This is a genomic window from Pseudomonas sp. Irchel 3A18, assembly GCF_900187465.1.
Classification (GTDB): domain Bacteria; phylum Pseudomonadota; class Gammaproteobacteria; order Pseudomonadales; family Pseudomonadaceae; genus Aquipseudomonas; species Aquipseudomonas cichorii.
This window is the reverse complement of record NZ_FYDI01000008.1, coordinates 231,563-254,080: the sequence shown is the minus strand read 5'-3', so window position 1 is coordinate 254,080 and position 22,518 is coordinate 231,563. Positions and strand designations below refer to the sequence as shown.

Here is a 22,518-nt window from a genome sequence, read left to right as displayed (position 1 = left end):
CGGATTGCTGAGCCAGAGCCAGACGGTCCAGGTCGATGCGGGCAGCGCCTTGAGGCACGTCCAGGTCGCCATGGGTCAGAATCTGGCGAGCGCCGCTGTCCTGCACCATGAACGCCTGACGTTCCTGAGGTGCATTGACGTCCAGCGGCACATAAACGGCAGCACATTTATTAATCGCCAGTTGCGCCACCAGCAGGTCCAGCGAACGAGGCAGCAGAATCGCCACCGCATCGCCCGGATTGACGCCTTGGCTGATCAGGTAATGAGCCAGTCGATTGGCCCGGCTATTGAGTTCGGCGTACGTCAGCGACTGCTCGCCATGAACAGCGGCCAGCGCTTCAGGACGTTCGGCCACCTGTTGTTCAAACAGGGCATGAACGGAGCGGTCCCGTGGATAGTCTGTGCCGCTGTTGTTGAAGCGGTGCAGCAGTTGCTCCCGCTCATCTTCCGGCAGTACCGAGACACTGCTGAACGCAGCGTGTGAAGACTGCTCCAGTGCCTCAACCAGACGAGCCAGTGCAGTGCTCATATAAGCCACTACCCGCGCAGCCCCGACACCTTCCTGCACCAGAACGGTCAGTTCAAAGCCTTCTCCCTGATCATCCACAGACAGAGTCAGTGGGTAGTTGGTGCGTTCTTCACCTTGCAGGGCTTCGATGCCTTCCCAGGCTGGCGACAGGCTGTGCTCACCCGGCGCAGCGCTGTAGCGATAGTTGAGCAAGGCACTGAACAACGGCGTCGAAGCCGGCACACCACTGCAACGTTGAGCCAGCGACAAAGGCGCATGTTCATGAGCCAGCAAGGCGCTCAGGCGAGCATGGGTTTCACGAATAACCGTTTGAGCCTTATGGGCACCCGGTTGCAGGCGCAGCGGCAAGGTATTGATGAACATCCCCAGAGCACGATCGGCGCCCTCACCGCCACTCAGGCGGCCCATCAGTACGGTGCCAAACACCACGTCATCGCGACCGCTGGCTGCACTGAGCACCTGCGCCCAGGCCAGGTGATGCAGAGACGCCACGCTGACCCCGAGCTGCCGGGCCTGTGCCCGCAGTCGCAGGCTCAAGTCACGGTCCAGCGCTTCACGATGCTCCTCGACGGCACAACCGTCGCCCTGCACTTCATGCAGGCCAAACGGCAAGGTCGGTTCGTCCAGATCCCCCAACATGTCGCGGAAGAAGGCTTCCTGAGCTTCGCGATCAGCACCCAGACGCGCCTGGGCCACATAATTGCGATACGGCACCGGCTCGCTCAGAGGCTGCGTATCGCCCAGCAGCCACGACTCCATCTCATGGCTGACCACTTCCAGGGCGGTGTGGTCCATGACTAGGTGATGGAACAGCAGGAAGGCGACCCAGCGCTGATTGGCCGGATCATGGGCATAGGCAATCCGCATCAACGGAGCCTGACGAATGTCCATGCGGTGCTGACGGGTATCGAAGCGCTGCTGCAACTGGGTGACGGCATCCAGGGCAATATCCACCTCGACCTCTTCAACGCCCAGTTGCACCTCACGCCAGACAACTTGGACTGGCTCGTCCAGCCCTTCCCAGTACAGCGAAGTGCGCAGGATATCGTGGCGTTCAATGACAGATTGCAGAGCGCCGGTGAAGGCATTCAGTCGCTCTTGATTGGCAAAACCGAACACCGCTTGCAGCACATAGGGATCGCCCTGCTCGGCAGACAGGTGGTGATAGAGAATCCCCTCCTGCAAAGGCGCCAGCGGGTAGATGTCCTGGATATTGGCTGCGCCACCCGGAATAGAAGCGATGACCTGTTCCAGCTGTTCTTCGCTGATGGTTACCAGCGGCAGCATGTCAGGGGTGATATGCGTGCAGCCCGGTTCGATCAGATTGGCCGGGACACGGATTTCCGTACCGCTGCCTACCGCAGCAGCCAGTGCCATCAGGGTTGGCTGGCTAAACAGGACGCGAACATCGGCGCTCAGGCCTTGCTGACGCATTTTCTCGATCAGCTTGACGGCCAGCAGCGAGTGACCGCCCAGCTCGAAGAAGTGATCGTGACGACCTACGCGCTCGACTTGCAGTACTTCGGCCCAGATCTGCGCCAGGGTGGTTTCGGTTTCGCCTTGCGGCGCTTCGTAGCCACGGCTGATCAGGGATTGCAAATCAGGGGCTGGCAAGGCCTTGCGGTCCAGCTTGCCGTTTGGTGTCAGTGGCAGCTTTTCAAGATGGACATAGGCTGCCGGGACCATGTATTCAGGCAACTGGCCTTGCAGATGGACTTTCAGGGTTTCCAGATTGATTTCGGCAACGGCCGAGGTGAAATACGCCACCAGACGCTTGTCGCCCGGCACGTCTTCACGAGCCATGACTACCGTTTCTTTTACGCTTTCATGGCGCGCCAGCTTGGCTTCGATCTCGCCCAGCTCGATGCGGAAGCCGCGAATCTTCACCTGATCGTCGTTACGGCCCAGATATTCGATATTCCCGTCCGCCAACCAGCGACCCAGGTCGCCAGTGCGGTACATGCGCGCTCCGGCGTTGAACGGATCTTCAAGGAAGCGTTCGGCGGTCAGGTCATCACGATTCAGATAACCACGGGCCACACCGGCACCGCCGATATAGATTTCGCCCGGCACGCCAAACGGTACGGGCTGGCGGTGTTCGTCCAGCAGGTAGAACTGGGTATTGGCCACCGGTTTACCGATATGCGGCGCAAAACCGTTTGCACGATCCATGGCCACCCAGCTCGAGTAGGTGGTGGTTTCCGAAGGTCCATACAGGTTGCACAGACGCTGGACGCTGGTTTGCTCAAACAGGCTTTCCACCAGCGAGCCTTTGAGCGCTTCACCCGCGACGTTGACGGTATGCACGCCCTCTTGAAGGCCACCGGACTCCAGCAGCGCTTTCAGTGCCGAAGGTACGGTATTGATCAGCGTGACATCATGCTGACCTTCTTGCAGAGCCAGTACGTTCTTGACCACTTCAATGCTGCCGCCCGAGATCAGCGGCGCAAAACACTCGTAAACCGCCAGGTCGAAGTTCAGCGAGGTGGAGAACAGCGTCTTGGCCAGCACTTCAGGTTCAAAAGCCTGCTGCGCCCAGGTCAGGAAGTTGACTGTGTTGCGATGCTCGATCATTACGCCTTTAGGCAGACCGGTAGAACCCGAGGTGTAGATGACGTAAGCCAGATGGGCTGGCGTCAGGCCCTCGATCACCGGATTGGAGACGGATTTGTCCTGCCAATCGGGCTGATCGAGATTAACCACAGGTACATCCGCAGCCGACAGCAACTCCAGCGTCGCCGTCTGTGCCAACACGGCAGCAGGCGCACTGTCCTCCAGCATGTAGGCAATACGCTCCAGCGGATACGCCGGATCCAGCGGTACATAACCGCCGCCCGCCTTCAGAATGGCCAGCAGGCCGACCACCATATCGATACCGCGCTCGACACAAATCGCCACGCGAGCATCCGGCACCACGCCCTGACCGCGCAGATGATGCGCCAGACGGTTGGCCCGCTGATTCAGCTCGCCATAGCTCAGACGCTCACCGCCAAATACCAGTGCAATCGCCTGCGGCGTACGTTCGGCCTGTGCTTCAAACAGGCCATGCACCGTCTGGTCGAGTGGATACTCGGCATCGGTGTCGTTATAGCCATGCAGCAACTGCGTGAGTTCTTCGGCAGGCAACACGCTGATTTCATGAAGCGGAGCGGCAGGTGTGTTTTCCAGCGCCGCTACCAATCCGGCCAAGGCGGCACTCATGTAAGCCGCTACACGCGCAGCCCCGATACCTTCCTGCACCAGCACGGTCAGCTCGAAACCTTCGCCCTGATCATTCACCGACAGAGTGAGCGGATAGTTCGTACGCTCGCTGCCTTTCAGGGGTTCAATACCTTCCCACGCAGGCGAAGGACTGTGCTCATCCGGCGCGGCGCTGTAGCGATAGTTGAGCAAGGCGCTGAACAGTGGCGTCGAGGCTGGCACTGCGCTGCAGCGTTGAGCCAAGGCCAACGGCGCATGCTCGTGAGCCAGCAAGGCGCTCAGGCGGGCATGGGTTTCACGAACGCCGGTGCGCGCTTCAAGGGCATTGAGTTGCAGGCGCAGCGGCAAGGTGTTGATGAACATGCCCAAGGCACGGTCGGCCCCTTCGCCACCACTGAGGCGGCCCATCAAGACGGTGCCGAACACCACGTCATCGCGACCGCTGGCTGCGCTGAGCACCTGCGCCCAGGCCAGGTGATGCAGAGACGCCACGCTGACCCCGAGCTGGCGGGCCTGCGCTCGCAGGCGCAGGCTCAGGTCACGGTCCAGCGCCAGGTGATGCTCTTCGACACTGTAACCGTCGCCCTGAACTTCATGCAGACCGAACGGTAGAGTCGGCTCGTCGAGATCGCCCAGCACGCTCCGGAAGAACGCTTCATGGGCTGCCTGATCGACTCCGAGGCGAGACTGAGCCACATAGTTGCGATACGGCACCGATTCATTGAAGTGCTGTGTCGTATTCAGCAGACAGGCTTCCATCTCCTGGGTCACAACGGCCAATGCGGTGTTGTCCAGGATCAGGTGATGAGAAAGCAGCAACCCTACCCAACGCTGATTGACCGGGTCATGGGCATAGACAATCCGCAGCAGCGGAGCCTGACGGATATCCATGCGGTACTGGCGGGCATCGAAACGCGCCTCCAGTTGCGCTCCGATATCGCCCTGCGCAGGGTCCAGTTCAAGGGCTTCGACTTCCAGGTGAACCTGACGCCAGACCACCTGTACCGGTTCATCCAGTCCTTCCCAGAAGAACGACGTGCGCAGGATGTCGTGACGTTCGATAACGCTTTGCAGCGCGCCGGAGAACGCATTCAGCCTCTCCTCGCTGGCAAAGCCGAAAAGCGTCTGCACGGCATAGGGATCATCATCCTCGGTAACCAGGTAGTGATAAAGAATTCCTTCCTGCAATGGGGCCAGTGGGTAGATATCCTGAATATTGGCTGCACCACCGGGGATGGAAGCGATGACCTGTTCAAGCTGTTCTTCGCTGATGGTTGCCAGTGGCAGCATGTCAGGGGTGATATGCGTGCAGCCGGGCTCGATCAGATTGGCCGGCACGCGGATTTCAGTGCCACTGCCCACGGCAGCCGCCAGGGCTGCCAATGTTGGCTGACTGAACAGCACGCGCACATCGGCACTCAGGCCTTGCTGACGCATTTTCTCGATCAGCTTGACGGCCAGCAGCGAGTGACCGCCCAGCTCGAAGAAGTGATCGTGACGCCCGACGCGCTCGACTTGCAGCACTTCGGCCCAGATCTGCGCCAGGGTGGTTTCTACGTTGCCTTGTGGCGCTTCGTAGCCACGGCTGATCAGGGATTGCAAATCAGGGGCTGGCAAGGCCTTGCGGTCCAGCTTGCCGTTCGGGGTCAGGGGCAGTTTGTCCAGATGCACATAAGCTGCCGGGACCATGTATTCAGGCAACTGGCCTTGCAGGTGCGCCTTCAGAATTTCCAGGTTGATTTCGGCAACACTTGAGGTGAAATATGCCACCAGACGCTTGTCGCCCGGCACGTCTTCACGGGCCATGACTACCGTTTCTTTTACGCTTTCATGGCGCGCCAGCTTGGCTTCGATCTCGCCCAGCTCGATGCGGAAGCCGCGGATCTTCACCTGATCGTCGTTACGGCCCAGGTATTCAATATTGCCATCAGTCAGCCGGCAACCCAGATCGCCAGTGCGGTACATGCGCGCTCCGGCGTTGAATGGGTCTTCAAGGAAGCGTTCGGCGGTCAGGTCATCACGATTCAGATAACCCCGCGCCACACCGGCACCGCCGATATAGATCTCGCCCGGCACGCCAAACGGTACAGGCTGACGATGCTCATCCAGCAGGTAGAACTGGGTATTGGCGACGGGCTTGCCGATATGCGGCGCAAAACCGTCTTCACGATCCATCGAAACCCAGCTGGAATAGGTGGTGGTTTCCGAAGGGCCATACAGGTTGCACAGACGCTGGACGCTGGTTTGCTCAAACAGGCTTTCGACCAGCGAGCCTTTGAGCGCTTCACCCGCCACGTTGACGGTATGCACGCCCGCTTGAAGGCCACCGAACTCCAGCAGCGCTTTCAACGCCGAAGGTACGGTGTTGATCAGGGTAATGTCATGCTCGCCGTCCTGCAGGGCCAGCACGTTCTTGACCACTTCAATGCTGCCGCCCGAGATCAGCGGCGCAAAACACTCGTAAACCGCCAGGTCGAAGTTCAGCGAGGTGGAGAACAGCGTCTTGGCCAGCACTTCAGGTTCAAAGGCCTGCTGCGCCCAGGTCAGGAAGTTAACCGTATTGCGATGCTCGATCATTACGCCTTTAGGCAAGCCTGTAGAGCCCGAGGTGTAGATGACGTAAGCCAGATGGGCTGGCGTCAGGCCTTCAATCAGCGGATTGGAGACGGATTTGTCCTGCCAATCGGGCTGATCAAGATTAACCACAGGTACATCCGCAGCCGACACCAACTCCAGCGTCGCAGTCTGTGCCAACACGGCAGCAGGCGCACTGTCCTCCAGCATGTAGGCAATACGCTCCAGCGGATACGCCGGATCCAGCGGCACATAACCACCGCCAGCCTTCAGAATGGCCAGCAAACCGACCACCATATCGATACCGCGCTCGACACAGATCGCAACACGAGCATCCGGCACCACACCCTGACCGCGCAGATGATGCGCCAGGCGGTTAGCCCGCTGATTCAGTTCGCCATAGCTCAGATGTTCATCGCCAAACACCAGCGCAATCGCCTGCGGCGTACGTTCGGCCTGAGCTTCAAACAGGCCATGCACCGTTTGGTCGAGCGGATACTCGGCATCGGTCGCGTTGAAGCCGCGCAGCACTTGTTCAAGCTCATCTTGCGGCAGTACCGACAGACTGCCGAGCGAAGCCTGTGGATTCTGCTCCAGCGCTTCGACCAGACGGGTCAGCGCGGTATTCATATAAGCGGTCACACGAGCGGCACCGATACCATTCTGCACCAGCACGATCAGCTCGAAACCTTCGCCCTGATCATCCACAGACAGGGTCAGCGGATAGTTGGTACGTTCCTCGCCTTTCAGAGGTTCGATACCTTCCCAGGCTCGCGACAGGCTGTACTCGCCCGGCGCCGCGCTGTAGCGATAATTGAGCAAGGCGCTGAACAAAGGCGTTGACGCCGGTACGCCGCTGCAACGCTGAGCCAGGGCCAACGGCGCATGTTCGTGGGCCAGCAAGGCGCTCAGACGAGCGTGAGTTTCGCGAACACCTGCTTTTACCTCCCCGGCACCCAGTTGCAGGCGCAGCGGCAAGGTATTGATGAACATCCCCAGGGCACGATCCGCACCTTCGCCACCATTCAGGCGGCCCATCAGTACAGTGCCGAACACCACATCGTCACGACCGCTGGCCGCACTGACCACCTGCCCCCAGGCCAGATGATGCAGTGACGCCACACTGACCCCAAGCTGACGAGCCTGCGCTCGCAGTCGCTTGCTGAGGTCCAGATCCAGAGGCAGACGATGCTCCTCGATGTCACGACCTTCGCCCTGAACTTCATGCAGGCCAAACGGCAAGGTCGGTTCGTCCAGGTCCCCCAACATGTCGCGGAAGAAGACTTCCTGCGCTTCGCGATCGGTGCCCAGACGGGCCTGAGCCACGTAATTGCGATACGGCACCGGCTCGCTCAGAGACTGCGTATCGCCCAGCAGCCAGGACTCCATCTCGTGCTGAACCACTTCCAGCGCGGTATGGTCCAGTGCCAGGTGATGGAACAGCAGGAAAGCGACCCAGCGCTGATTGACCGGATCATGGGCATAGGCAATCCGCATCAACGGGGCCTGACGAATGTCCATGCGGTGCTGACGGGTATCGAAACGCGCCTGCAACTGGCTGGCGATATCGCCTTGCTCCAGGTCCAGCTCAAGGTGCTCAACACCCAGGGTGGCCTCACGCCAGACCACTTGAAGCGGCTCGTCCAGCCCTTCCCAGTACAGTGAAGTGCGCAGGATATCGTGGCGTTCAATGACAGATTGCAGAGCGCCGGTGAAGGCATTCAGTCGCTCTTGATTGGCAAAACCGAACACCGCTTGCAGCACATAGGGATCGCCCTGCTCGGCAGACAGGTGGTGATAAAGAATCCCCTCCTGCAAAGGCGCCAGCGGGTAGATGTCCTGGATATTGGCTGCGCCGCCCGGAATAGAAGCGATGACCTGCTCAAGCTGCTCTTCGCTGATGGTTACCAGCGGCAGCATGTCAGGGGTGATATGCGTGCAGCCCGGTTCGATCAGGTTGGCCGGGACACGGATTTCCGTACCGCTGCCCACGGCAGCAGCCAGGGCTGCCAATGTTGGCTGACTGAACAGCACGCGAACATCGGCGCTCAGGCCTTGCTGACGCATTTTCTCGATCAGCTTGACGGCCAGCAGCGAGTGACCGCCCAGCTCGAAGAAGTGATCGTGACGCCCGACGCGCTCGACTTGCAGCACTTCGGCCCAGATCTGCGCCAGAGTGGTTTCGGTTTCGCCTTGTGGCGCTTCGTAGCCACGACTGATCAGGGATTGCAAATCAGGGGCTGGCAAGGCCTTGCGGTCCAGCTTGCCGTTCGGGGTCAGGGGCAGCTTTTCAAGATGGACATAGGCTGCCGGGACCATATATTCAGGCAACTGGCCTTGCAGATGGACTTTCAGGGTTTCCAGATTGATTTCGGCAACGCTTGAGGTGAAATACGCCACCAGACGCTTGTCGCCCGGCACGTCTTCACGGGCCATGACTACCGTTTCTTTTACGCTTTCATGGCGCGCCAGCTTGGCTTCGATCTCGCCCAGCTCGATGCGGAAGCCGCGAATCTTCACCTGATCGTCGTTACGGCCCAGGTATTCAATATTGCCATCAGCCAACCAGCGACCCAGGTCGCCAGTGCGGTACATGCGCGCTCCGGCGTTGAATGGATCTTCAAGGAAGCGTTCGGCGGTCAGGTCATCACGATTCAGATAACCACGGGCCACGCCTGCGCCACCGATGTAGATTTCGCCGGGCACGCCAAACGGCACAGGCTGACGGTGTTCGTCCAGCAGGTAGAACTGGGTATTGGCCACCGGTTTACCGATATGCGGCGCAAAACCGTTTGCACGATCCATGGCCACCCAGCTCGAGTAGGTGGTGGTTTCCGAAGGTCCATACAGGTTGCACAGACGCTGGACGTTTGTTTGCTCAAACAGGCTTTCCACCAGCGAGCCTTTGAGCGCTTCACCCGCGACGTTGACGGTATGCACGCCCTCTTGAAGGCCACCGGACTCCAGCAGCGCTTTCAGTGCCGAAGGCACGGTGTTGATCAGCGTGACATCATGCTGACCTTCTTGCAGAGCCAGCACGTTCTTGACCACTTCAATGCTGCCGCCCGAGATCAGCGGCGCAAAGCACTCATAGACCGCCAGGTCGAAGTTCAGCGAAGTCGAGAACAACGTTTTAGAAAGAACCTCAGGCTCAAACGCCTGCTGTGCCCAGGTCAGGAAATTGACTGTGTTGCGATGCTCGATCATTACGCCTTTAGGCAGACCGGTCGAACCCGAGGTGTAGATGACGTAAGCCAGATGGGCTGGCGTCAGGCCCTCGATCACCGGATTGGAGACGGATTTGTCCTGCCAATCGGGCTGATCGAAATTGATTACAGGTACATCAGCGGCTGACAGCAAGTCCAAAGTCGATGATTGGGCCAATACCGCTGCCGGTGCACTGTCCTCCAGCATGTAGGCAATACGCTCCAGCGGATACGCCGGATCCAGCGGCACATAACCACCACCCGCCTTCAGAATGGCCAGCAGGCCGACCACCATATCGATACCGCGCTCGACACAAATCGCCACGCGAGCATCCGGCACCACACCCTGACTGCGCAGATGATGCGCCAGACGGTTGGCCCGCTGATTCAGCTCGCCATAGCTCAGACGCTCACCGCCAAACACCAGCGCAATCGCCTGCGGCGTACGTTCGGCCTGAGCTTCAAACAGGCCATGCACCGTCTGCTCAAGCGGATACTCGGCAACGGTGTCGTTATAGCCATGCAGCAATTGCGTGAGTTCTTCGGCAGGCAATACCGAAACCGAATAAAGCAGCGCAGCCGGCCTGCTTTCCAGCGCATCCGCCAGTTCAGTCAGTGCCGTACTCATATAGGCCGCGACACGCGCAGCCCCGATGCCATCCTGCACCAGAACCGTCAGCTCGAAACCTTCGCCCTGGTCATCCACAGACAGGGTCAAGGGATAGTTGGTGCGCTCTTCGCTTTTCAGCGGCTCGATACCCTGCCAGGCCGGCGACAGGCTGTACTCGCCCGGCGCCGCGCTGTAGCGATAATTGAGCAAGGCGCTGAACAAAGGCGTTGACGCCGGTACGCCGCTGCAACGCTGAGCCAGGGCCAACGGTGCATGTTCGTGAGCCAGCAAGGCGCTCAGACGAGCGTGAGTTTCACGAACACCTGTTCTGATCCCACCGTCACCCAGTTGCAGGCGCAGCGGCAAGGTATTGATGAACATCCCCAGGGCACGATCCGCACCTTCGCCACCATTGAGGCGGCCCACCAATACTGTGCCAAATACCACATCGTCACGGCCACTGGCCGCGCTCAATACCTGCCCCCAGGCCAGGTGATGCAAGGCCGCCACACTGACCCCAAGCTGGCGTGCATGGGCTCGCAGGCGCTTGCTCAGTGGCAGGTCAAGCGTCAGGCGATGCTCCTCGATACCACGTTCCTCACCCTGCACTTCATGCAGGCCAAACGGCAAGGTCGGTTCGTCCAGATCACCCAGCATGTCTCGGAAGAAGGCTTCCTGCGCTTGGCTATCGTTGCTCAGGCGTACCTGTGCCACATAATTTCGATACGGTACCGGCTCGTTCAGGTGCCCGGTATCACCCAGCAGCCAGGCTTCCATCTCGTGCTGGACCACTTCCAGCGCGGTATGGTCCAGCGCCATGTGATGGAACAGTAGCAAGGCCACCCAGCGTTGGGTTGCAGAGTCCTGGGCATAGGCGATCTGCATCAGCGGTGCCAGACGAATGTCCATCCGGTGCTGACGGGTATCGAAACGCGCCTGCAACTGGCTGGCGATATCGCCTTGTTCCAGGTCCAGCTCAAGGTGCTCCATGCCCAAGGTGGCTTGACGCCAGACCACTTGCACCGGCTCATCCAGCCCTTCCCAGTACAGCGAAGTGCGCAGGATATCGTGACGTTCTATTACCGATTGCAGTGCATTAGAGAAAGCATCCAGCCGGCCTTTGTCGGCAAACTCGAAAGCTGCCTGCAATACGTAAGGGTCACCCTGTTTGGCCGCCAGGTGGTGATAGAGAATCCCCTCCTGCAAAGGCGCCAGCGGGTAGATGTCCTGGATATTGGCTGCGCCGCCCGGAATAGAAGCGATGACCTGCTCAAGCTGCTCTTCGCTGATGGTTACCAGCGGCAGCATGTCAGGGGTGATATGCGTGCAGCCCGGTTCGATCAGATTGGCCGGGACACGGATTTCCGTACCGCTGCCTACCGCAGCAGCCAGTGCCATCAATGTTGGCTGGCTAAACAGGACGCGAACATCGGCGCTCAGGCCTTGCTGACGCATTTTCTCGATCAGCTTGACGGCCAGCAGCGAGTGACCGCCCAGCTCGAAGAAGTGATCGTGACGCCCCACTCGCTCGACCTGCAGCACTTCGGCCCAGATCTGCGCCAGGGTGGTTTCTACGCTGCCTTGTGGCGCTTCGTAGCCACGGCTGATCAGGGATTGCAGGTCCGGGGCTGGCAAGGCCTTGCGGTCCAGCTTGCCGTTTGGTGTGAGTGGCAGCTTTTCAAGATGGACATAGGCTGCCGGGACCATGTATTCCGGCAACTGACCTTGCAGATGAGCGCGCAGTGTCTCCAGATCAACTTCGGCAACGGTCGAGGTGAAATACGCCACCAGACGCTTGTCGCCCGGCACATCTTCACGTGCCATGACTACCGTTTCTTTTACGCTTTCATGGCGCGCCAGTTTGGTTTCGATCTCGCCCAACTCGATACGGAAACCACGAATCTTCACCTGATCGTCGTTACGACCCAGGTATTCAATATTGCCGTCCGCCAACCAGCGACCCAGGTCGCCGGTGCGGTACATGCGCGCTCCGGCGTTGAATGGGTCGTCCAGGAAACGTTCGGCGGTCAGGTCATCACGATTCAGATAACCCCGCGCCACGCCTGCACCACCGATATAGATCTCGCCGGGCACGCCAAACGGTACAGGCTGACGATGCTCATCCAGCAGGTAGAACTGGGTATTGGCCACCGGTTTACCGATATGCGGCGCAAAACCGTCTTCACGCTCCATCGAAACCCAGCTGGAATAGGTGGTGGTTTCCGAAGGGCCATACAGGTTGCACAGACGCTGGACGCTGGTTTGCTCAAACAGGCTTTCCACCAGCGAGCCTTTGAGCGCTTCACCCGCCACGTTGACGGTATGCACGCCCTGCCCCAGACCGCCCGATTCCAGCAGCGCTTTCAGGGCTGAAGGCACGGTGTTGATCAGCGTGACATCATGCTGACCTTCTTGCAGAGCCAGTACGTTCTTGACCACTTCAATGCTGCCGCCCGAGATCAGCGGCGCAAAACACTCGTAAACCGCCAGGTCGAAGTTCAGCGAGGTGGAGAACAGCGTCTTGGCCAGCACTTCAGGTTCAAAAGCCTGCTGCGCCCAGGTCAGGAAGTTGACTGTGTTGCGATGCTCGATCATTACGCCTTTAGGCAGACCGGTAGAACCCGAGGTGTAGATGACGTAAGCCAGATGGGCTGGCGTCAGGCCCTCGATCACCGGATTGGAGACGGATTTTTCCTGCCAATCGGGCTGATCGAAATTGATTACAGGTACATCAGCGGCTGACAGCAAGTCCAAAGTCGATGATTGGGCCAATACCGCTGCCGGCGCACTGTCCTCCAGCATGTAGGCAATACGCTCCAGCGGATACGCCGGATCCAGCGGCACATAACCGCCGCCCGCCTTCAGAATGGCCAGCAAGCCGACCACCATATCGATACCGCGCTCGACACAGATCGCAACACGAGCATCCGGCACCACACCCTGACTGCGCAGATGATGCGCCAGACGGTTGGCCCGCTGATTCAGTTCGCCATAGCTCAGATGTTCATCGCCAAACACCAGCGCAATCGCATCAGGCGTGCGCTCGACCTGAGCCTCAAACAAACCATGAACGGTCTGATCGAGCGGATACGGAGCCTGAGTGGCATTGAATCCGGAAATCACTTCGTCCCGCTCTTGTGCAGGCAGAATTTTCAGCGCATGCAACGGCAGATCAGGCGCGGATTCCAGAGCATCAGCCAGGCTTTCCAGTGCGGTGCTCATGTAGCCCGCAACACGCTGCGAAGCAATGGCTGCCACGGTCTGCACAGTGAGCAGGAAACCTTCGCCCAGATCATCCACCGACAGCATGAACGGATAGTTGGTCCGCTCCATCACTTCGAGTACTTCTGCACCGCCCCAGCGCTCGACTTCTTCGTCGGACTGGATCGGACTATGGCGATAGTTGAGCAAAGCACTGAACAACGGCATGGATGCCGGCACGCCGCTGCAACGTTGGGCCAACGCCAGGGATGCATGCTCGTGGCCCAGCAGCGCAGTCAGGCGCGCATGGGTCTGGCGTACACCCTGGCTGACGCTGACAGCACCCAGTGCAACCCGCACCGGCAGCGTATTGATGAACATCCCCAAGGCACGCTCGGCACCGCTGCCCGCCTGCATACGGCCCAGCAATACCGTGCCGAAGACCACATCACTACGTCCCGACAGATTGCCCACCACCTGAGCCCAGGCCAGATGGTGCAGGCTTGCAGGGCTCACACCCAGTTTGCGGGACAGGCCACGCAGGCGCGCACTCAAGGCCGCATCCAGCTTGAACCGGCTTTCCTCGACACCGCGACCGTCACCCTGCACCTCTTGCAGGCCCAGCGGCAATGTCGGCTCGTCAACGTCGGTAAGCATCTCGCGGAAGAAGCTTTCATGGGCCGCCTGGCTGACGGCCATCCGGGCCTGTGCCACATAGCGCCGGTAAGGCATTGGCATCTCGAGCCCGGTCGATTCACCACTCAGGATGAGCTGCATTTCATGCTGCATCACTTCCAGCGCGGTATGGTCCAGAGCAATGTGGTGGAACAGCAAAATCGCGACCCAGCGCTGGTTTGTTTCGTCATGGGCACAGGCCATACGCATCAGCGGCGCCTGCCCCAGGTCGAGTCGCAGGTCACGCGGGTCGAACAAGGCCTGCAACTGGCTGGCGATATCGCCCGCAGACGCATCCAGATCAAGGATTTCAACGATCAGGCGAGCCTTGCGCAGCACCACTTGCAGTGGTTGCTCCAGGCCATCCCAGATCAACGCGGTGCGCAGGATGTCATGACGATCGATAACGCTCTGCAACGCCGTGATGAAGCTGTCGAGCTGTGCCCGGCTGTCCATGGCAAAGGCAGCCTGCAACAGGTAGGGGTCACCCTGCTCCGCAGAAATATGATGATAGAGAATCCCTTCCTGCAAGGGAGCCAGCGGGTAGATATCCTGAATATTGGCCGCACCGCCCGGCATGGCGGCGACGATCCGGTCAACCTCGTTTTGCTCCAGATCCAGCAAGGTCAGCATGGACGCGGTGATGTGCTCGCAACCTTCGGGAATCCCGTTGTCCGGGATCTGCCGGGCCTCTTCGACGCCACCCACCGCTGCTGCCAATGCAGACAGGGTCGGCTGGCTGAACAGCACGCGAACATCGGCCTCCATATCCAGCTTACGCATGCGCTCGATCAGCTTCACCGCCAGCAGCGAGTGGCCGCCCAACTCGAAGAAGTGATCGTGACGACCCACCTGCGCGACGCCCAGTATCTGCGACCAGAGGCCGGCCAGAGTCGTTTCGATGTTGCCTCGCGGTGCTTCATAAGCCTGACTGACAAAAGCCGTGGCGTCCGGCACGGGCAAGGAACGACGGTCCAGCTTGCCGTTGGCCGATACCGGCATTTTTTCCAGTTCGACATAAGCGGCCGGGACCATGTAATCCGGTAGACACGCCTGCAAGTGAGCCCGCAGCACGTCGGCCGAAGCAGGTTCCTGGCCTGGCTGTTGGGTGAAATAGGCAATCAGGCGCTTGTCGCCGGGATTGTCTTCACGGGCCACGACCGCCGCATCACGCACGCAGAGATGATCGGTCAGGCGAGACTCGATTTCACCCAGTTCGACCCGGAAACCACGGATCTTGATCTGGTCATCGTTACGGCCCAGGTACTCGATTACACCATCGGAGCTGCGGCAACCCAGGTCGCCGGTCTTGTACAGGCGGCCGTCTGTAAAGGGATCGCGCAGGAAACGCTCGGCAGTCAGGTCGTCACGGTTCAGGTAACCGCGTGCAACACAGATGCCGCCAATGTAGATCTCACCCGCAACACCCACCGGAACCGGCTGGAACTGCGCATCGAGCAGGTAAATGCGGGTATTGGCCACCGGTACGCCGATAGCTGGCAAGGTTGGCCAGTGCGCAACATTCACCGGCAGGGTGAACGAAGTGGTGACATGGGATTCGGTCGGGCCGTAATGGTTATGCAGTCGGCATCCGGACAAATGCTCGAACAAGGCGCGGATCGGCGCCGTGATACGCAATTGCTCACCGGCAGTGACGACCTCGCGCAAGGCACAGGTTTGCTCGCGCAATGCCGGATAGTCGATCAACGCCTCGGCCAGGGCCTGCAAAGCGATGCATGGCAGGTACAGACGCTCGATGCGCGCCTCGCACAGATGCAGGTAAAGCTTGCGCAGGTCCAGGCGAGTGTCGGCATGAATCAATGACAGCGGCGCACCGGCGCACAGGGTGCTGAAGATTTCCTGGAATGCCACGTCAAAGCCCAGGGCCGCGAATTGCACGGTGGCCGGGGCCGGGTTACCGCTTCTGATGCCTTCAGCGAGCTGCCACTGCATCAGGTTGACCAGCGGCGCATGAGGCATGGCCACGCCCTTGGGCTGACCGGTGGAGCCGGAGGTATAAATGACGTAGGCAAGGTGCTGCGGAGCAAGCCCCAGAGCGGCCAGTTCCGGGTTGTGATCAGGCTGGCGGCTGAACTCTTCCGCACCTTCGGCCAGGCCGTCGAGCAGCACGCCGGGCACGATGGAGTCCTTGAAGAGTTCGGCAACGCTGGCCTGGCTCAGCACGGCCTTGGGGGCAGAATCGCTGAGCATGTATTCCAGGCGTTCTGCCGGGTAATCCGGGTCCAGCGGCACATACCCTGCCCCGGCCTTGAGAATGCCCAGCAGGCCGGCAATCATTTCCGGGCTACGGCGGCAGCAGATGGCGACCCGGTCATCAAAACCGACGCCCAGTTCCAGCAGCCTATGGGCGATACGATTGGCCTGACGATTCAACTCGCCGTAGCTCACGCGCTGCGACTCGAAAGTCACCGCCAGTGCATCCGGTTGCTGCTCGGCATGGGCTTCGAATAATTGATGCACCAGCAGACCCGAAGCGTATGCCTCATCACAGGCATTGAAGCCATGCAGCAGTTGCTGACGCTCGGCATCGGGCATGTAGGCCAGGCTCTGCAGCTCGACCTCGCCAGTACGATCAAGTGCATCGGCCAGTTCGGCCAGGACTGCATGCATGTAATCGGCGATGCGATGGGCACCGATCCCCGGCACGACCTGCACCGTCAGGCTGAAGGCCTCGCCCAGATCGTCGACCGAAAGCGACAACGGGAAGTTGGTACGTTCTTCACCGCCCGACAGCTCGAAACCTGCCCATTTCAGAACAGTTGTGGCCTCACCGGCAGAAGCACCCACCGCTGCATGACGATAGTTGAGCAAGGCACTGAACAGCGGCGTCGGCGCCGCCACACCACTGCAACGTTGCGCCAGGGCCAAGGGTGCATGCTCATGACCGAGCAAGGCCGCCAGGCGCTCATGGGTGGTGCGAATCGCCGCCCTGACGCTCGCCCCCAGGGCCGGCACACGCAGCGGCAGCGTGTTGATGAACATCCCCAGGGCGCGATCGGCGTCCTGGCCGCCTTGCATGCGGCCCATCAGGACGGTCCCGAATACCACATCCTCACGCCCCGACAATCGACCGACCACCTGCCCCCAGGCCAGGTGATGAATGCTGGCATTGCTGACGCCCAGCTCACGGGCATGGGCACGCAGGCGCTGAGCGAGCTGATCGTCCAGCGCCACGACGGCCTGCTCGATGGCAATGCCATCGCCCTGTACATCCTGCAAGCCGAACGGCAGCGTCGGCTCGTTTACATCGCCCAGGGCCGAGCTGAAGAATGCCTCGTGTTCCTCGCGGCTGATGCCGAGACGGGATTGGGCTACATAGTTGCGGTACGGAACAGAAGCCGCCAGCTCGGCACTTCGTCCGTCGATATGAGCCTGGATTTCCATACCCAGAATGCGCAGCGAAGTCGCGTCGTCGATGAGGTGATGCAGAAGAATCACTGCAACCCAGCCGCCTCGAGCGGTATCTTGGGCCAGATGAAGCTCCAGCAACGGCGCCTGGCGCAGATCGAAACGCATGTGACGCGGATCGAGCCGGGCCTGCAACTGAGCGGCAATATCGCCGTCGGTCACGTGCAGTGCATGCTCATGAACCCGCAGCGGCGCTTCGCGCCAGACGACCTGGACCGGCTCGTCCAGACCTTCCCAGGCAATCGAGGTGCGCAGGATGTCGTGTCGTGCAACCACGGCCTGCAACGCCTGAACGAATGAATCGACATGAGCACGGCTGTCCATGCGCAGCGTGCCCTGAAGCAGATAGGGATCGCCTTCGGGTGTCGACAGATAGTGATAGAGAATGCCTTCCTGCAACGGCACCAGCGCGTAGATATCCTGGACATTGGCGACACCGCCGGGCACTCCGGCCACCACCGCATCGATCTGCTCCTGGCTCAGGCGAGCCAGTGGCAGCATCTGCGAGGTAATGCGCTGCACACCCGGCTCGATGAGGTTGGCCGGTACCGCCACTTCACGACCCGAACCTGCCGTTGCAGCCAGCACTCGCAGCGTGGGCTGACCGAACAGGACACGCACATCGACGTGCAGCCCGACTTCACGCATGCGCTCGATCAACTTGACCGCCCGCAGCGAGTCACCTCCCAGCTCGAAGAACTGGTCATGACGGCTGATGCGCTCGACACCCAGCAATTCACCCCATAGACCGGCCAGAAGCGTTTCGACCGGGCCTTGCGGCGCTTCGTATTCACGTCGTGCGAAGGCCTCGGCGTCCGGCACAGGCAAGGCTTTGCGGTCCAGCTTGCCGTTGGTGGTCAGGGGAAAATCGGACAAGAGTACAAAGGCTGTGGGCACCATGTAATCGGCCAGGTTCTCCAGCAACTCGGAGCGAAGATCGGCCGCTGTCGGTGACTGACCGGCTTCCGGTATCACATAACCCACCAGGCGCTTGTCGCCCGGCTCGTCCTGACGTGCAATCACCACGGCTTCGCGGACACCGGCGCAGGCCGCCAGACGGCTTTCGATTTCACCCAGCTCGATACGGAATCCGCGGACTTTCACCTGATCATCGTTACGCCCGAGATAGTCGAGACTGCCGTCTTTCGTCCAGCGTGCCAGGTCACCCGAGCGGTACATCCGTGCATGGGGAGTGGCATCGAAGGGATCAGCCAGAAAACGTTCGGTGTTCAGTTCGGGACGGTTCAGATAGCCCCTGGCAACCCCGGCACCGCCTACATACAGCTCGGCCACGACGCCCGGTGGAACCGGCTGGCCGTGGTCATCGAGCAGGTAAAGACGCAAGTCCGGGATACGTTTGCCGATGGGGCTGACACCGCCTTCGACATCGTCCTTGCTCAATGGATAGCAAGTGACGTGTACGGTGGTTTCAGTAATGCCGTACATGTTGAACAGTTGTGTAGCGGCATTCGCCTGGCGCGCGTACCAGGGTTTGAGAATGCTGGTATCCAGCGCTTCACCACCGAAAATCACCTGCCGCAATGCATGCGGGCGAGGGTTTTCACCCTGGGCAGCAATGATCTGCCGGAAGGCACTCGGCGTCTGGTTGAGGACCGTGACACCGGCTTCGCACAACAGGTCATAACAGGCTTCAGGTGAGCGCGTCGTGAGTTGCGGTACCAGCAACAGGCTGCCGCCATGCAACAGCGCACCCCAGATTTCCCAGACGGAGAAGTCGAAGGCGAAGGAGTGAAACAGCGCCCAGACATCATCGGTGCCGAAGTCGAACCATTCACGGGTTGCCGAGAACAGGCGCAGGACATTGCGGTGTTCGACCATCACGCCCTTGGGCAGCCCGGTAGAACCCGAGGTATAGATCACATAGGCCAGATGCTCGGGTTCAAGCCCGACAACCTGTGGGTTTTCCTGAGACTGCCCGGCAATACCGGAAGCCTCGGGCTGATCCAGAAGCAGCAGTGGAATGTCCTGGGTCGGCAAATGTTCGAGGTGTGCGGATTCGGTCAACAACGCCAGCGGCATGCTGTCGTCAAGCATGAATGTCAGACGCTCCCGGGGATAGGCCGGATCCAGCGGTACATAACCGGCACCGGCCTTGAGGATACCCAGCAGGCCGATGATCATCAGCGGGCCACGGTCGACACAGATCCCCACGCGATTGTCGGGACCCGCACCCAGCTGGCGCAGGCGATGCGCAACCTGGTTGGCCTGCGCGTTGAGCTGGCCGTAAGTGACACTCTGGCCTTCATGCAGCAGCGCCACCGCATCGGGACGGGCCTGTGCCTGCGCCTCGAACTGGCCATGAATGGTCTGATAGTCCTGTACAGCAGCCTGCTCATGGTTCTGGTTCCATGCTTCAAACAACCGGGCCTCGGCAGGCGTTGGCAGGTTGAAGGCACGCACCTGAAGATTCGGGTCTTGCAGCCCCTGCTCCAGTATGTGCATGAAGCGCTCGGCGAGGCTCTCGACCTCATCAGCCTGGAAAAACGCTTCGTTGTAGATGAAGTCCATGAAGAACTCATCGGTATGTGCATTGGAGCGGATATAAATGGCCAGCGGCGTCTGCTCATAACCGCTGTTGCATTTGACGATGTATGCAGGTGCCCCATCGAAAGTCAGGCGCTGATCGGTCAACTCATAGGAAACCGACACATCGAAGACCTGGCCCCGACCATCGCGCAACAGGCCCAGGGACCGGTTCATTTCACTTAGCGGAAAACGCTGGTTTCGGTAGTCCTGTTTGAGAACACCGGCGATTTCAGTCGCCAGCTCACCGAAACTCAGTTCGGCATCGAACCGCAGACGCACCGCACTGACCTGGGTAAACAGCCCCATGGTCTTGCGGAAATTCGCATTGGAACGGTTGAGGATCGGCAGGCCGAGGACCACTTCTTCGCGTCGGGATGTACGCATGAAGTACACATAAAGCGCAGCCATCAACACCTGAAAGCGCGAGCACTGCAGAGGCTGTGCGACCTGGTCGATGCGCTCCAGCAACGCTGGCGGGTAACTGCGCGACACCTGGCCCGAGGGCGCCAGACCGGAGCCTGACCGATGGCGCGGCTCCAGCAGCGGCTCGGGTACATCCTGGTACTTGTTCAGCCAGTAATCCTGATCACGGGCATAACGCTTCGAGTCCCGGTAGGCGATATCGTCCTGAATGAATTGCACGTAGGACGGCGCCTGCGAGTCGTCAGAAGCGTCATCTGCCTCATAGAGTTCGGCCAGATCCGTGAGCAGGAGCGAAATACCCCAGCCATCGATTATCAGGTGGTGGGCTTCAAGACAGAAACAGCTCAGGTTCTCGCTGACCCGGAGCAGTTGCATGCGTATCAGTGGCGAACCGTCCATCTTGAACGGTACCTGGGCACGTGCTCTCACGAATTCCCGTATCGCAGTGTCCGGGTCCTCATGACCGGAGAAATCATGCAGCGTCATCTGCAAGGACGGATGATCGACAAAGGCCTGTACAGGCAGGCCATCGTCACCTGTCCCATGCAACAGCACCATTCGCAACGCATCGTGGCGACGAATCAGTTTCGTGGCAGCCCGCTGGAGACGCTCGCCATCGATATTGCCCTTGATCGGGGCATATCCAACCAGGTTGTAGAGAGGAATATCACTGTTTACAGCCTGATCGAGCCAGATATCACGCTGGGCGGCAGTAAGTGGGTAAGTGTCAGGCACGGAAAGGGACTGGTTCATGCAACTGCTCCTTGAATCACGCAATAACCGGACACCCGATCCAACACCCACTTGACCGCCTTGTTTCCAGCAAAAATCGTCATATGTTCTGTCTCGAATAGTCAGTGACTTCGGTAGATATGAGGGAACTTTAATCAGGCGCTCAGGTACATGTATGTCACTGGATACCCGGACAAGAAACAGGACGTAAGGTACAAACAATAAGTATGCGGAGCTTGTCCCCGTTTCTCACCACAGACAACCTTGCTCTGCAATGCTCGAATACAAGCGTGAAAGTAACGTTTGGGCAGTTTCACGCAAAAAGGACGATGACATGAACAGCTTCGAACCCGGTGAATACGTACGTCTGCGCTCGGGAGGCAGGAAGATGCAGGTAATCAATGCCGGAGCGGCGGATTCCCTGCCCGCCTCGTCTCTGGTGGCTTGTGAGTACCGCGCCAAAAGCCGAAGAGTATTGGGTTTCTACGCCGCCCACTCACTGATTCGCACGTCGCACTCTTCGAGCGATATCATTCAACAATAAAGCACTAACAGCATTAGTTAATTAATAACTCCTGCCTGCCATTACCTTTCCGATCCTCTTTCTGCAGGATCGTTTTTATTTACACTCCTGAATAATATACCGTCAACTTTTCACGAATGAATTCGCCCCTACGCAATTCTGAGGGAGCAAATTCATTCGCGAAGAGGCCATGCAATACAACTGCACTGGCCTGTTCGCGGGTAAACTCCACTGACATCAGACGGTAAACGAATGCGAAGCCAGGTTGTAAAGCAGACCGGTCGCGAACAGGCCGATCACCATGGAAACGCCCTTGTTCAACAGTTGCGAAGAACGCGGTGAACTCAACCGGCTGCCGAAGCAGGCGCCGAAGATGACCCAGGCCGAACCGACCGGCAGGACGACAGCGGTAAAAGTGCTCATGAATGCCAGGTAGTCCGCACTACTCAGGAAAGTACCGGCAGGTGCCACGAACGAGGCGAAGAACAACCCCTTGGGATTGGTCAGTGTCGCAACGAACAAACCTGTCGGTGATAGGCCCGGGGCATCATCAGCGTGCTGGCCGGAACGTGCCATGGACCAGAGTTTCATCGCAATATAGAACAGGAAGCACACTGCAAAGGCCTTGCTGAGCGTCGCCACCCAGGGATAGTCGCGAGCGACCCGGTCCAGGGTCAGGCCCCAGGCCGTGATCTGAATCATATAGGCCAGCCACTCTGCCCCCACCCACAACAGTGACTTCGCATTGAACCCCCGGTTCATGCCGGTCTGGAACAACAGCGAATTGGTCGGGCCGGGAACCGCGAGCACGGCAAGCAGCGTCAGAAAGATTGAACCACTCATGTTGATGCCCTCATTCGGTTTTAGC

3 protein-coding genes are annotated in these 22,518 nt (G+C 59.6%); 1 reads left to right on the top strand and 2 read right to left on the bottom strand.

The genetic code is table 11. The features are described 5' to 3' along the window. Window positions 1-21,148 (bottom strand): non-ribosomal peptide synthase/polyketide synthase (locus tag CKW23_RS17580; RefSeq protein WP_095068059.1); only part of this gene is annotated, 21,148 nt, incomplete at its 3' end. A 313-nt stretch (window positions 21,149-21,461) separates the two neighbouring features. On the opposite strand from CKW23_RS17580, the gene CKW23_RS17575 reads away from it, so the two are divergent. Then, on the top strand, window positions 21,462-21,671 hold the full coding sequence (locus CKW23_RS17575; protein ID WP_025260141.1) for a hypothetical protein: 210 nt from the start codon (window positions 21,462-21,464) through the stop codon (window positions 21,669-21,671). A gap of 216 nt (window positions 21,672-21,887) precedes the next feature. Here CKW23_RS17575 and CKW23_RS17570 read toward each other — a convergent pair whose 3' ends face one another. After that, entirely contained in the window at window positions 21,888-22,493 is a 606-nt protein-coding gene (locus CKW23_RS17570) for a LysE family translocator (RefSeq protein ID WP_025260140.1), read from the bottom strand. Window positions 22,494-22,518 lie beyond the last annotated feature (25 nt).